The organism is Paraplanobispora takensis, assembly GCF_016863195.1.
Lineage (GTDB): Bacteria > Actinomycetota > Actinomycetes > Streptosporangiales > Streptosporangiaceae > Planobispora > Planobispora takensis.
This window is the reverse complement of the sequence record NZ_BOOK01000041.1, coordinates 46,892-60,449: the sequence shown is the minus strand read 5'-3', so window position 1 is coordinate 60,449 and position 13,558 is coordinate 46,892. Positions and strand designations below refer to the sequence as shown.

Here is a 13,558-nt window from a genome sequence, read left to right as displayed (position 1 = left end):
GCGGAGGCCGGTGGCGGTCACGGGCGGACCCGTTGCGGGCCACCCCGGCTGACGCCGGTCCCAGAGGAGCCTGTAGCGGGCCACCCCCGCCGACGCCGGTCACGGGCGGACCCGCGTGGCGGGCCGCCCGTCACGACCGGTGTCAGTCGCGGGTGAGCTTGCGGTAGGTCACGCGGTGCGGGCGGGCCGCCTCGGCGCCCATGCGCTCGATCTTGTTCTTCTCGTAGTCGGCGAAGTTGCCCTCGAACCAGAACCAGTTCGAGCCCTCCTCCCACGCCAGGATGTGGGTCGCGATGCGGTCGAGGAACCACCGGTCGTGCGAGGTGATGACCGCGCAGCCGGGGAAGTCGAGCAGCGCGTTCTCCAGGCTGGAGAGCGTCTCGGTGTCGAGGTCGTTGGTGGGCTCGTCGAGCAGGAGCACGTTGCCGCCCTGCTTGAGGGTCAGCGCCAGGTTGAGGCGGTTGCGCTCGCCACCGGACAGGACCCCGGCCTTCTTCTGCTGGTCCGGGCCCTTGAAGCCGAAGGCGGCGATGTAGGCCCGCGAGGGCATCTCGACGTTGCCGACCTTGATGTGGTCGAGCCCGTCGGAGACGACCTCCCAGACGTTCTTGCCCGGGTCGATGCCGCCGCGGCTCTGGTCGGCGTAGGAGATCTTGACGGTATCGCCGATGACGATCCCGCCGCTGTCCGGGGTCTCGCCTCCGGTGATCATGCGGAAGAGCGTGGTCTTGCCGACGCCGTTCGGGCCGATGACGCCGACGATGCCGTTGCGCGGCAGGTCGAAGCTGAGCCCGTCCATCAGGAGGCGGTCCTCGAAGCCCTTGGTGAGCTTCTCGGCCCGGATGACCGTGGTGCCCAGGCGCGGGCCCGGCGGGATCTGGATCTCCTCGAAGTCCAGCTTGCGGTACTTGTCGGCCTCGGCGGCCATCTCCTCGTAGCGCTGGAGACGGGCCCTGCTCTTGGTCTGGCGGGCCCTGGCGTTGGAGCGCACCCACTGCAGCTCCTCCTCCAGGCGCTTCCTGCGCTTGGCGTCCTTCTGGCCCTCGACCTTCAGACGCGAGGCCTTGGCCTCCAGGTAGGTGGAGTAGTTGCCCTCGTAGGGGTAGCAGCGGCCGCGGTCGAGCTCGAGGATCCAGGTGGCGACGTTGTCCAGGAAGTAGCGGTCGTGGGTGACGGCCAGGACGGTCCCGGGGTATTTCTCCAGGTGGGACTCCAGCCACTGCACGCTCTCGGCGTCGAGGTGGTTGGTGGGCTCGTCGAGCAGGAGCAGGTCGGGCTGCTCCAGCAGCAGCTTGCAGAGCGCGACGCGGCGGCGCTCACCACCGGAGAGCTGAGTGACCTCGGCGTCCGGCGGCGGGCAGCGCAGGGCGTCCATCGCCTGCTCCAGCTGGCTGTCGAGATCCCACCCGTTGCGGTGGTCGAGGGCGTCCTGGAGCTTGCCCATCTCCTCCAGCAGCTCGTCGCTGTAGTCGGTGGCCATCAGCTCGGCGATCTCGTTGAACCGGTCGAGCATGGCCTTGGTCTCGGCCACGCCCTCCTCGACGTTGCCGAGCACGGTCTTGGACTCGTTTAGCGGGGGCTCCTGCTGGAGCATGCCGACGGTGAAGCCGGGCATGAGCCGGGCGTCGCCGTTGGACGGCTGCTCCAGGCCCGCCATCATCTTCAGCAGCGTCGACTTCCCGGTGCCGTTGGGGCCCAGGACACCGATCTTGGCGCCCGGCAGGAACGACAGCGTCACATCGTCGAGAACAACCTTGTCGCCGTGCGCCTTGCGCACGCGCTGCATCGTGTAGATGTACTCCGGCATGCCCTCTAGCTTAGGGCCTGTCACCAAACCCTCGCTCGCTCACGACCACCCCGCCCGGCCTGCCCGTCTTCGCCCGGCTCCCGCCGTACGGCTTCGCCCCCGCTGTCCGGTATTCCCCTCACCGCCCACATCCCTGAAGACGCCCTCGGGGCCGGGCCGCGGGGTCAGCCGGGTGCCACCTCGGAGTCGGGCGGGCAGAGCGGAGGGGTGGGGAGCACGGGGAGGCAGAAGCGGTTCCGGCCGAGCTCCTTGGCCCGGTAGAGGGCCAGGTCGGCGGCGGCGAGCAGTTCGATGAGGTCGTCTCCGTGCACCTTCATGATCGCGATTCCGGTCGAGACCGTCACGGTGACCTCGGTGCCGTCGGTCGGGATCCTCATCCGGGCGATGCGGACCCGCAACCGCTCGGCGACCCGCTGGGCCTCATCCGCGTCGGCCCGGGGAAGCAGGACCACGAACTCCTCCCCGCCGAACCGGCCCACCACGTCGTAGTCACGCAGCTGGTTGCGCAACGTGCCCGCCACGCCGATGAGGACCTGGTCTCCGAGGAGGTGCCCGTAGGCGTCGTTGACGCGCTTGAAGTGGTCGATGTCGATGATCAGCAGGGCGAGGCACTCGCCGTTGCGCCTGGCCCTGCTGATCTCGGTGTCCGCCTCCCGCTGCCAGGCCGCGGCGTTGAGCAGACCGGTCTTGGAGTCGGTGCGGGCCGCGGCCTGGAGCTGGGCGTGCAGGAGGCTCCGCTGGAGCAGGACCACCGGCGGCAGCGCCAGGACCAGCAGCACCAGGTTGATGCCGCACGTGATCGCCACGATGACGCCGAGGCAGAGCTCGACCACGTCGAGCAGCAGGGTCTCGCGGTCCCACAGCACCTCGCGCCAGTGGCTCTCGGGATCCGCGGCGTGCGCGGCGACGGCGATCAGCCCGGTGTTGACCAGGGCGAACAGCACCGCGCACCCGATCGCGAGGAGGATCGGCCACCCCGTCCCCCCGCTCAGCGTGGGTCGCGGCCCTCCGGCCGCGTGGAACAGCACGGAGGCGGCGCACCCGGCCAGCCCGATGGCCGCGCAGGTGAAGACCCTCCGGTGGACGAACGTCTCACGGACGCGTTTCTGCAGCAGGAGCTGGAGGGGGATGGGGGCCAGCAACGCGTAGACCGGCGGCAGGAGCAGCGCGATCGGCAGCCACCACGCCGACAGCATGTCCCGCGAGACGCCGGCCGGTATGCCGAGCCGCCGGGTCGCCTCGATGCAGACCGCGCCGCACAGCAGCAGCGCCGTGAAGGTCAGCAGGTCGTTCCAGCGGAACTCGGTCGCCCCGGCGAACAGGATGATCGCGACCAGTGCCAGCGTTATGACACCGCACAGGTAGACGGCGAGCGGGCGGCGCTGCCCGAGCAGAGGCCACCGGCCGGCCAAGACCGCCACGCCGTCGCGTGACTTGACCGAGGTGTGACTGGGCACCGCCATCCCGCCCCCTCTTTACCAACGACCCCTTTGACTAACGATGTGTAACACAATAGTTGCGGAGTGTGCGGCATGCGATGGGAACCGCTACCTTTGCTCACTGAGCTGTCCTCCAGGCGGCTCATCGCCGAGACCGCTCTCTCCGCGAGCGGTCGTGCGGGAAAGGAGCAGCCATGCTGCGGGGCGTGACCTGGATCTGACAGGTGCCTCGGCGTCTGACATGGGCAAGACCCATCGGCGGATCTCCTCGGTGTCACCGAACCTCACCAGTGGGGCACCGACCGTCCAGCCGATGCCCCCTCCTTCCCAGGACCTCACGGCTTGACCCCGGGACACCCGGGACCTCCGAGCCGACAGGCGTCAGACCACCGGCATCAGCCGGACATGCTGTCCGGTGCCAGACCACCATCCGCGCGTCAACGGCCACGGCGCCCAGCCTCGGCCGCCGCTTCCCCATCGGCCGGACGCGCCACCCGGTTCAGGGCGTCGCCATCCCCTCCAGCCGGACACGCCACCCGGTCTCCGCCGCCCTCTTCCCGCCGGCCGCACCCGTCCTCAGGCCGCCGCTTCCGCGCCACCCGGCCACGGTGCGTCGTCCTTCGCCGTCCATGCGAGCACCTCGCCGCCCTCGCCATCGCCCTCGGCCTCGTCGTCCCCGTCGGCGGCGTCGGCCCGGTCGTCTCTCCGCGTGACGTCCGCCACGACCTCGCCTTCCCGGATCCCCATGACGTCCTGCCGCTCCGCGTCGCCCGGGGAGCGGAGGGCCGCGGGATCGGGCCCGCCCAGCGCCCAGTCGTGGGTCTCCCGGTCGAGCTCGTCACGCTCCTCGCTGCCCAGCACCGGGGCGGCTCCGCTGCGCTGCGGCCTGCTGAAGCTTCCCAGCCCCCAGCGCAAGTCGTGCCCGAGCGAGCTGGCCTCCACCTCCGCCATGAACCGGCGCTCCCCCTCGTGGACGAACTCCCGGATGCGCAGCCGTCCCTGGACGACCACCGGCTGGCCGGTCTGGATCGACTGGGCGACGTTGTCGGCGAGCCCCCGGAAGCAGCGGATCCCGAAGTAGGTCGTCTCCCCGTTGCGCCATTCCTGGACGCGCCGGTCGAAGTAGCGGCTCGTCGAGGCCACCCTCAGCGAGGTGACCCGCGACCCGTCGGGAAAGGTGTGCTGACGCGGCGGGGCTGCGACGTTACCGGTCAGCGTGACGTAGATGTCGTTCATCGTGCCTCCCATGGGAGCGGGCGGGCTGCCCGCGCTGTGAGGACACAGTGGCCCGTGCCGCCTGCGGCACGGGCCACCGAACCACGATCTGTGGATGACCTCCCGCGAACGCCCGGGGCTGTGGACGGCCACGCCCGGACGGGTCCGACCGGGGAAATCGGCCCCGCACGTCCATATCGGGGCGAGAAATCAGCGCCGCACGCGCATACTCGGGCGAGGCCGGCCAGGAAGTCAGCCCCGCACGCTTCTCATCGCTCCGTAGAACTCGTTGTAACGGGCCAGCTCGCGCTCGACGGGTTCGATCACCATGCCCTCGGCGACCGAGCCGATCCTGCGGCGCATCTCGCGCTCGAGACGGTCGCGCTCGTTCGCCGCCCCCAGGACCACCACGTTCCTGGAGGCCACGGCCGTGAGCACTCCCAGGCCGAGAACGGAGAGCATCATCAGCCCGACCCACGGCAGGGAGGCCGCGTCGCCGAACATCTCCAGGCTCTCCGGGAGGGTGCCGATCTCGAACACCCCGTAGGCCAGGGCCGTACCGACCCAGACGAGACCGGCGACGAACAGCAGGACCAGCAGGTACTGCCAGACCAGCAGCAGCCGCCACCACGCGGGGACCCGGTCCAGGGAGGGGGCCACCTCGGTCAGCTCCTCCGAGAGCACCTGGGGCAGCTGGGCCGAGCGGGAGCGCGCGGCGTCCCGGACGCCGTTCTGCCAGGCCTCGTGCATGCCGGTGGTGAGCCCGTCGGCCAGGGCCTGGATCGCGTTGTCCACCTCGGCGGGCTGCGCGCTGACCGAACCGCCGGTCAGGCCGCGGATCTCGTCCTTGAGGTCGCCCAGGCGCAGGCTGCTGAGCGGGTCACGGCGGAGCCTCTTGCCCCAGCGGGCGTACGGCCAGCCGACCCACTCCACGGACCGCACGCCGTACACGTTCTCCATCGCCTCGCCGACGGCGGGCACGCCGACGGCGTCGCACAGGGCGTCGGTCAGGCCGATCCTGCGGGCGTCGTCGATGGCGGCCGGCGGGGGCGGGGCGTCGTCGTCGGGCATGACCTTGCCCAGGCGCCGGGTCAGCCGGTCGAGGTCGGCCTCAAGACGCTGGATCGCCGCCCGGCGCCTGCTCACGGTGTCGGCCAGGACGGCCTTGAGGTTGTCCACTCCCTTGCCCGTGACCGCGGAGGTGGTCACGATGACGGGGTTCTCGACGCCCTCGCGGCGCAGCAGGTCGTCCAGGTCCGCGACGCACTCGGCCAGTTCCTCCGGGGCCAGCCGGTCGGCCTGGTTGAGCACGAAGACCGTCACCGCGTCGTGCCCGGCCAGTTCGGTCACGTAGCGCCGGTGGGTGGACGCGTCGGCGTACTTCTGCGGGTCGAGCACCCACACCACCAGGTCGGCGACCTGGATCAACCGGTCGGCCTCGGTGTCGGTGAGGGCCCGGATCGAGTCGTGGTCGGGCAGGTCGAGCAGGATCAGGCCGTGCAGCCGGCTCTCTCCCTTGTCCAGCGCGCTGGCCCTGGCGAACCGGTGCCGCCACTGGATCTGCAGCCAGTCGAGCAGCGGCCCGGCCCCCTCCAGGCCCCACACGCAGGCGTGGGTACGGGCGGTGGTCGGGCGGCGCACTCCGGTCGGCGACAGGTCGAGCCCGGAGATGGAGTTGAACAGCGACGACTTTCCGCTGCCCGTCCCCCCGGCGAGGGCGACGACCGTGTGGTCGGAGGAGAGCTTCAGGCGGTCACCGGCGCGCAGCAGCAGCTGGCCGGACTCGGTGAGGAGTTTGGGGTCGACTCTGCCCGGTCCGAGTTCCACGATCCGGGTCAGCGCCGCGAGCCTGCTTCCGAGGCCCTGGCGCGTCTGGGTGGGGGTGGTGCCTACGGTGGTCATCGGTCGCCTGCCACTCCTTGTTCCTCACACGCCGCCGTGCCGGGGGCACGTACGGCGCGCACCGCGCTCGCCGCGCCGGGCTCGCTCCTCATCGGGCCACCTCGAGGTTGTACGTCGCCTGGTAGAGACGGGTGGCGGCGGCCTCGTCGGGGATGCCCGCGCTGTCGAGGGCCTGGATGTAACGCGACGTCTCGTCGTCGAACAGCATGCCGATCCGGGCCCGCAGGTCGTTGCGCGCCTTGGCGGAGATGTTGCGCAGGGACTCGGCGCCGAGCAGCGCGTGCAGCAGCCGCTGGGGCAGCGCGCCCTTGCCCGCGACCTCGATCTCCGCGGTGCCGTACCCCAGCAGCCCGATCGCGAAGATCAGGGCCAGGGACTCGACGTCGAAGGAGACCAGGCGGGCCACCGTCCGCTTCGTGACGCCCTCGGTGCGGATGAGCTGGACGATGTGCTCCTGCCAGGCGGCGACCGTACGGCCGGCGCGGCGCACGAAGTCCTCCGACGGGCGGCCCAGGCCCGGCGTGGCGGCCAGTGTCTCGCCCGCCCCGGGGCGGTTGAGCCAGCGCGCCACCGCCTCCTCGGCGGCCCGCTGCGCGGCCGAGACGATGACCGACTCCAGGGCCGTACGGAGGGCGGTCTTCAGCGCGCTGAGCCGTTCGGGACCCTGGTGGCCGGCCTTGCCCGCGAACCGGCCGGGCCGGCGCAGGTGCAGGGTGCGCATGAGGTCGCCCGACCCGGTGAAGTCCTGCCACCTGGCGAGCACCTCCCCGCGCAGCAGCGAGCCGTCACCGGTGGCCTCGTCGATCTCGACCATCGCGGCGGCGTAGGCGGCGTCGACGTCGCGGCGCAACTCGGTCCTGAAGGCCACCTGGGCCTCCAGGTGCCTGGCCAGGGCCGGGACCCGCGTCCGGAAGCTGTCGAGCACACCGGTCAGCGTCGACCGCACGGCCTGCGCCCGGCGCTGGTCGTCCACCGACAGCTCGGCCAGCCAGAGCCGCAGCTCGGTGACCTCGTGGTCGGGCAGCATGCCGTCGGTGACCTTGCTCTCGTTGATGACGAACCGCTCGACGTCGCCGAGGCCGTACTCGGTGAGCATCCGGACGAAGTGCTTGGTGACCACCTCGCGCGACTTGGGCGGGACGCGCGACAGCACGATCGCCAGCCGGGCGCCGCGCTCCTTGGCCAGCCGCAGCAGCCTCCAGGCCGGGGCGTCGGCGTAACGGGCGGCGGTGGTGACGAAGATCCACAGATCGGCGGCGTCGAGCATGCGGTGCGCGATCTCGTGGTGGGTCTCGACGACCGAGTCGATGTCGGGGGTGTCGAGCAGCGCCACGCTCTGCGGCAGGCGCTCGGTGGAGACGAGGACGAGCCCGTCCGTCCCGGTCTTGTGGCTGGGCGCCTCCAGTCGCTCCAGGCCGCCGAGCAGGTCGCCCTTGGCGAACCACTCGTGGTCGTCGGGGTGGCAGGCGAGCACCGGGGTGGCGGTGGTCGGGCGGCGCACGCCGGTGGCGCTGACCCGCGCGTTGGCCAGCGTGTTGAGAAGCGTGGACTTGCCCGCCCCGGTGGAGCCCGCGACGACGATGAGCGCCGGCGCGGTGCTCATGTGGATCCGCGGGATCACGTAGTCGTCGAGCTGCGTCAGGATCTCGGCCTGGGCCCGCCTGGCCTCCTCCACGCCGGGGAGGTCCAGCCCGAAGCTCAGCCCGGTGACGCTCTCCCGCAGGGCCGTCAGGGCCCTGGTCAGCGCCTCGGAGACCTCCTCGGGCACCGGGGCCTCGCGGACACGCGCCCCGTCGGAGACCGCCGCGGTCGGCCAGAAGGCGTCCTCGTCCTCCTCCGCCGGATCGTCGTCCTCGGCGCTCTCGTCGGCGCCGGAGTCCTCGCCGGAACCGGCGGGGCGGATCGACAGCCCGGGGGTGGCGTCCCCGTCCTCAGAGGCGTCCTCGTCCTCGGAGCCGTCGCCGCCCTCGGCGCTCTCGTCGGCGCCGGAGTCCTCCTCGCCGGAACCGGCGGGCCGGATCGACAGCTCGGGGGCCGCGTCGTCCTCGGCCGGGGACTCCACCTCACCGTCATCGCGGCCGTCGTCATCCGCGGCGGGCCGGATCGACGGCTCAGGAGCCGCGTCGTCCTCACCCGAGGACTCCGCGTCACCGGCATCGGCGCCCTCGTCACCACCGCCGGGGGCGGCGGCGTCACCGTCCTCGCCGGGGCCGTCGGGGGACGCCTCGTCGTCCTGCACGGACTCGTCCTGTTCGTCCCGCACCGGCTCGTCGTCCTCGACCGAGACCACGTCGTCGTCGCGGATGGCGCGGAAGGCCACGGTCTGCTCGCCCAGGGACTCCGGGTGCTCTTCGGGCGCGCCGCCGGACGCCTGCGGGGCGGCGTCGTCGAGCCGGGGGTCGCCCTCGCCCGGGTGCGCGGGCCTGTTGGCAGCCGATTTCACGGAACCCGCTCCGCTCGAACCATCTCGACCTCCTGGCCGACCTTCACGACGTCGCCGACGATCACGATCGCCGGTGGCCGAATCCCAGCCGCGGTCACGCGCTCCGCCACATCGGTGAGCGTGGCGTAAAGAGCTCGCTGGGTGGGAAGAGTACCGTCCTGTACCACCATTACGGGAGTTTCCGGCGAACGTCCTTCGCGGATCAGCGTCTCGGCGATCACCGCGATCCGCTCGACCGCCATCATCAGGACCAGGGTTCCGGCGGAATGCGCCAGGTTGGGCCAGTTCACAGTGGATGCGGGGTCGCCCGGCGGGACGTGCACCGAGATCACATGGAACTCCTGGCTGACGCCCCGATGCGTCACCGGGACCCCCGCCGCGCCGGGCACCGCGACCGGGCTGGTGATCCCGGGCACCACGACGACCGGGATGCCCTCGCGGGCGCAGGCGAGCATCTCCTCGCCGCCCCGGCCGAAGACGAACGGGTCGCCGCCCTTGAGCCGGACCACGAACTTGCCCTGCTTGGCGTGCTCGACCAGCAGCTCGTTGATCCGCTCCTGGGCCAGGTAACGGCCATAGGGGATCTTCGCCGCGTCGATCAGCTCGACGTCCGGGGCCAGCTCGTCGAGCAGGGCCTGCGGGGCCAGGCGGTCGGCGATGACCACGTCGGCCTGGGCGAGCAGCTGCCGCCCGCGGACCGTGATCAGGCCGGGGTCGCCGGGGCCGCCGCCGACCAGGGCGACGCCGACCGGCTTGGTACGGCTGCGCCGGGCGTCGACCGTGCCGTCGCGCAGCGCCTCCACCACGGCGTCCCGGATCCCGGCGGCCCGCTGCGGGTCGCCGCCGGCGGTGATCGCCACCCCGATCTCGCCGACCCGCCCGCTGGCCGGGGTCCACGCGGCCGAGGCGTCCTTGTCGTCGGCGCGCACGCACCAGATCCGCTTGGCCTCCGCCTCGGCGGCGATCGCGGTGTTCACGGCTCTGTCGTCGGTGCAGGCCTGCACCAGCCAGGCGCCGTCCACGTCTCCCACCTGGTACGGCCGGGCCTCCCAGGTGACGCGTCCGCTCGCGATGAGGTCGTCGAGTGCGTGCGTGACGCTGGTGGAGACGATGGTGACCAGGGCTCCGGCGTCCAGCAGGGCCGGCACACGCCGCTGGGCGACGCGACCTCCGCCGACGACGAGCACCCGCCGCCCGGAGAGGCGCAGACCGAGCAGGTAGGGCGACATAGCGACAGATCTCCTGTTCGCGACGAACGGTGAAGCGGGGCGTGTTCGGAGGTAAACCTACCGGCTTGCAGGACGCCGTTTGATGTCACTGTGTTAACAAGCTTGACATCATCACCACCCTGAAGAGGCGAAATCGTGTCAAGCCGTATCCACCTGGTGAGATCGCGGGCCGGCCGCCTCCCGCGTACGGGATCCGGCCCGCGACTCCACCGGGTCAGACCTCCTTCTCGCTGACCCCCGCCGAGTCGAACGTCGCCACCTCGTGCATGACCCGGACCGCCGCGCACACCAGAGGGTGGGCGAGCAGTCCGCCGGTGCCCTCGCCGAGCCGGAGCTCCAGCTCGACCAGGGGGCGCAGGCCCAGGTGCGCGAGCGCGAGGGCGTGGCCCGGCTCGGCCGAGCGGTGCCCCGCCACGCAGTGGTCGACCACGTCGGGCGCCAGCGCCGCAGCGGCGAGCGCCGCCGAACCCGAGATCACGCCGTCGAGGATGACCGGCACCCGCAGCGCGGCCCCGCCCAGGATGAACCCGGCGATGGCCGCGTGCTCCAGCCCGCCGACCGCCGCCAGCGCCCGCAGCGCGGGCGCGGTCCCCGGCTCGCCCTCCGGCCCGTTCCCTCCCGCGGCGGGCACGGCCGGCCCGCCGTCCAGGCCGTTCACCCGCAGGGCCCGGCGGACGATCTCCACCTTGCGGGCCAGGGTGTCGTCGTCGACGCCGGTCCCCCGCCCGGTCGCCCCGGCGGCTTCCTGCCCGGTGAAGGCGCAGATCAGAGCGGCCGAGGCGGTGGTGTTGGCGATGCCCATGTCACCGGTGATCAGGCAGCGGGCGCCCCGCTCGACGAGCTCGCGGGCCACCTCGATCCCGGCCTCCAGCGCCGCCACGGCCTGCTCGACGGTCATCGCGGGTCCCTGGGACAGGTCCGCGGTGCCGTGGGCGACCTTCCTGATCGTCAGGCCCGGGGCGGGGGTGAGGTCGGCCGCGACGCCGACGTCCACGACGGTCACGGTGGCCCTGACCTGGGCCGCGAAGGCGTTGGCCACGGCGCCGCCGGCCAGGAAGTTGCCCACCATCTGCTGGGTGACCTCCTGCGGCCAGGGGCTCACGCCCTGGGCGTGCACGCCGTGGTCGGCGGCGAAGATCGCCAGTGCGGGCGGCGCGGGGACGGGCGCGGGGCTGACCCCCGCGGCCCCCGCCAGCCGTACCGCCACCTCCTCCAGGGCTCCCAGCGCGCCCCGGGGTTTGGTCAGCCGGTCCTGGTGGGCTCGGGCCTCCGCGACGGCTCCGGGGTCACGGGGCCGGATCGCGGCGATGGTCCGCTCAAGAGTGATCATGCCACCAGTGTCCACGAAGGGCCGGGCGGATCACCAGGCGGCGGCGCTGAGCGCCTCCTCGTAACGCTCGATGACCACGTCGGCCAGCGCCTCGCAGTCGCCGATGGCCTCGGCGCAGCGCACGTCGAGGTCCGGATGACCGGCGGCGTAGGACATCGCCTGGGCCCAGACCCTGTCCAGCAGGCCCCCGGCGAACAGCAGGTAGGGCACGACGATGACGCGCTTGGCGCCCAGGCGGCGGCAGCGCTCGATGCCGCCGGGCACGCCGGGCGGGGTGAGGGAGGCGAAAGCCGTCTCCACCGTCATGTAGTCGTGGGCGTGGGTCTCCCAGAACAGGCGGGAGACCCGGTGCACGTCGGCGTTGGAGGTCGGGCAGGTGGAGCCGTCGCCGACCAGCACCACGGCGGTCTCTCCGGGCTCGATCCCCTCGGGCTCCTCCTCCAGCGGGCCTCCGGACGCGGCGACCAGGCGGAGCCGGGGGACCTCGGTGGCGGCGTCGGCCAGCCGCTCGGCGAGCAGGGCCAGGACCCGGGGGTCGGATCCCAGCGGGCGGCCGTAGTCGCAGGTGAGCATGGGGTGGCGCTCCTGCTCGCGGGCCATCGCGGCGGGGATGTCGGCGCCGAGGCGGGTGTCGCCGGTGAGCATCAGCGGCAGCGCCACCATGCGGTGGTGGCCGCGCGCGACCAGCGAGGCGATCGAGTCACTGAGACGCGGCCTGGCCCGGACGATGTATCCGCCGGAGACGTCGGCGGCGGTCTGGTCCAGGCGGCATCGGAGCCTGTGGACGAACCTGCCGAACTCGGCCGATCCGTTGTCATCATGCGAGCCCTGCCCGATGAGCAGCAGCGGCGGCTTCATAGAAAAGGACTCCAATGACCTTGACCTGGTGTTACTCAGCGGCGCCCCGCGAGGATAGCCGATGACGGTGGCTTGGCGACAGGTTACGGATCCACAACATTCACCCGTTCACGGTTTGGACTCGTCAGGACGCGATCGGAAAGAGTGCACGACGAAGACCGGATCGGCGGCGGCCAGGCCGTGGGTCCCGTCGGGATACAGGGCCAGCCGGGACGACTGGATCTGCACGCCTTCGGCCTGGTAGCCGTGCCGGCGCAGGATCTCCAGCACGGTGACGACCTGCTCGACGGTCCGCAGCGCGCAGACCAGGACCCTGGGGTTGCGGGCCGCGCAGACCTCGACCACGTCGGCCCCTCCCCCGCCGACGAAGACCGCGTCCGGGTCGGCCAGCGGCTCCAGGGCCGGCGGTGCCTGCCCCCGGGTCAGGGCGACCTTCACGCCGTGTGCGATGACGTTGCGGCGCAGCCTGACGCAGGCCTCCTCCTCGCGCTCCACCGCCACCACGGCCGCGCCGAGCCTGGCGCACTCCACCGCGATCTCTCCCGAGCCCGCGCCGACGTCCCAGACGAGGTCGCCCAGCCGGGGGCCGATCTTGGCCAGCACGAAGGCCCGGACCTCGGGGCTCAGCCCGCCGCCGTCGAAGTCCAGCGCCCACTCCGGAGGTCCGGGCCGGGCCCCGGCGACCCAGCCGGGCGCGTACGGCCGGTGCAGCGGGTCCAGCACGAGCACCACGTCGGGGTCCTTCCACGGCCGCGTGGTGGCCTCGCCCATCCGGCTGTGCGTGATCCGCTCGTCGGGCCCGCCGAGGTCCTCGCAGACGATCAGTGCGCGGGGCGTGGTGGGGGCCAGTTCCCTGGCGATCTCGGCCGGGCCGACGCCGGGGCCGACGAGCACGGCGACCTTGTGGTGGGCCCGGCAGGCGTTCACCACCCGGTCGAGCCGTTCGCCGGTGACGACGAGGGCGTCCTCCCAGGCCAGCCCGGCCCTGGCGAAGGCGCGCGAGGCGAGCGGGAGCGCGGGCAGCACCTCGGGCATGACGCCGTGCCCGCGCAGGTCCCTGACCACGTCGAAGAGACCGGGATCCCCCTCCGTGAGCACGACCAGCCGGCCCTCGCCCTCCTCCAGATGGGCGTCGACGACCTCCAGCAGCGGCCCGTCCAGCCGCCGGGCCTTGACGGGCGCCGGGCCCAGCCGGCGGAAGGCCCGTTCCGGCCCGGTGACCGCGACGGCCTCGTCCAGTCTGGCCCGCGCGACTGCGGACAGTTCCGATCCGTCCACCCCGACCACTGTGATCATCCTGCTCACCGCCCTCGTCTCCAGAGTGACGGCTCGGCG

Annotated in this window: 9 protein-coding genes; all 9 read right to left on the bottom strand. The window is 72.4% G+C overall.

Features of this window, described 5'->3' with window-relative positions:
* Positions 1 to 142: 142 nt before the first annotated feature.
* Positions 143 to 1,807, bottom strand: coding sequence for an energy-dependent translational throttle protein EttA (gene ettA / locus Pta02_RS28420; protein ID WP_203878023.1), 1,665 nt, complete (start codon positions 1,805 to 1,807; stop codon positions 143 to 145).
* Positions 1,808 to 1,971: 164 nt separating this feature from the next.
* Complete coding sequence (locus tag Pta02_RS28415) at positions 1,972 to 3,270, bottom strand: GGDEF domain-containing protein (RefSeq protein WP_203878022.1); 1,299 nt, start codon at positions 3,268 to 3,270, stop codon at positions 1,972 to 1,974.
* A gap of 552 nt (positions 3,271 to 3,822) precedes the next feature.
* Complete coding sequence (locus Pta02_RS28410; protein ID WP_203878021.1) at positions 3,823 to 4,482, bottom strand: single-stranded DNA-binding protein; 660 nt, start codon at positions 4,480 to 4,482, stop codon at positions 3,823 to 3,825.
* Between the two features lie 231 nt (positions 4,483 to 4,713).
* Positions 4,714 to 6,363: a GTP-binding protein gene (locus Pta02_RS28405; protein WP_203878020.1), complete on the bottom strand. Its 1,650-nt coding sequence runs from the start codon at positions 6,361 to 6,363 to the stop codon at positions 4,714 to 4,716.
* Positions 6,364 to 6,451: 88 nt separating this feature from the next.
* Positions 6,452 to 8,806, bottom strand: a complete 2,355-nt coding sequence (locus tag Pta02_RS28400; protein ID WP_239131287.1) for a GTPase — start codon at positions 8,804 to 8,806, stop codon at positions 6,452 to 6,454.
* A complete protein-coding gene (cobA, locus tag Pta02_RS28395; protein WP_203878019.1) occupies positions 8,803 to 10,035 on the bottom strand; it encodes a uroporphyrinogen-III C-methyltransferase in 1,233 nt (410 codons plus the stop codon). Before cobA ends, Pta02_RS28400 begins: the two co-directional genes overlap by 4 nt.
* A 214-nt stretch (positions 10,036 to 10,249) precedes the next feature.
* Positions 10,250 to 11,365, bottom strand: coding sequence for a nicotinate-nucleotide--dimethylbenzimidazole phosphoribosyltransferase (locus tag Pta02_RS28390; RefSeq protein WP_203878018.1), 1,116 nt, complete (start codon positions 11,363 to 11,365; stop codon positions 10,250 to 10,252).
* A 30-nt stretch (positions 11,366 to 11,395) separates the two neighbouring features.
* Positions 11,396 to 12,223, bottom strand: coding sequence for a sirohydrochlorin chelatase (locus tag Pta02_RS28385; protein ID WP_203878017.1), 828 nt, complete (start codon positions 12,221 to 12,223; stop codon positions 11,396 to 11,398).
* Between the two features lie 108 nt (positions 12,224 to 12,331).
* Positions 12,332 to 13,519: a bifunctional cobalt-precorrin-7 (C(5))-methyltransferase/cobalt-precorrin-6B (C(15))-methyltransferase gene (locus Pta02_RS28380; RefSeq protein WP_203878016.1), complete on the bottom strand. Its 1,188-nt coding sequence runs from the start codon at positions 13,517 to 13,519 to the stop codon at positions 12,332 to 12,334.
* Between the last annotated feature and the right edge of the window lie 39 nt (positions 13,520 to 13,558).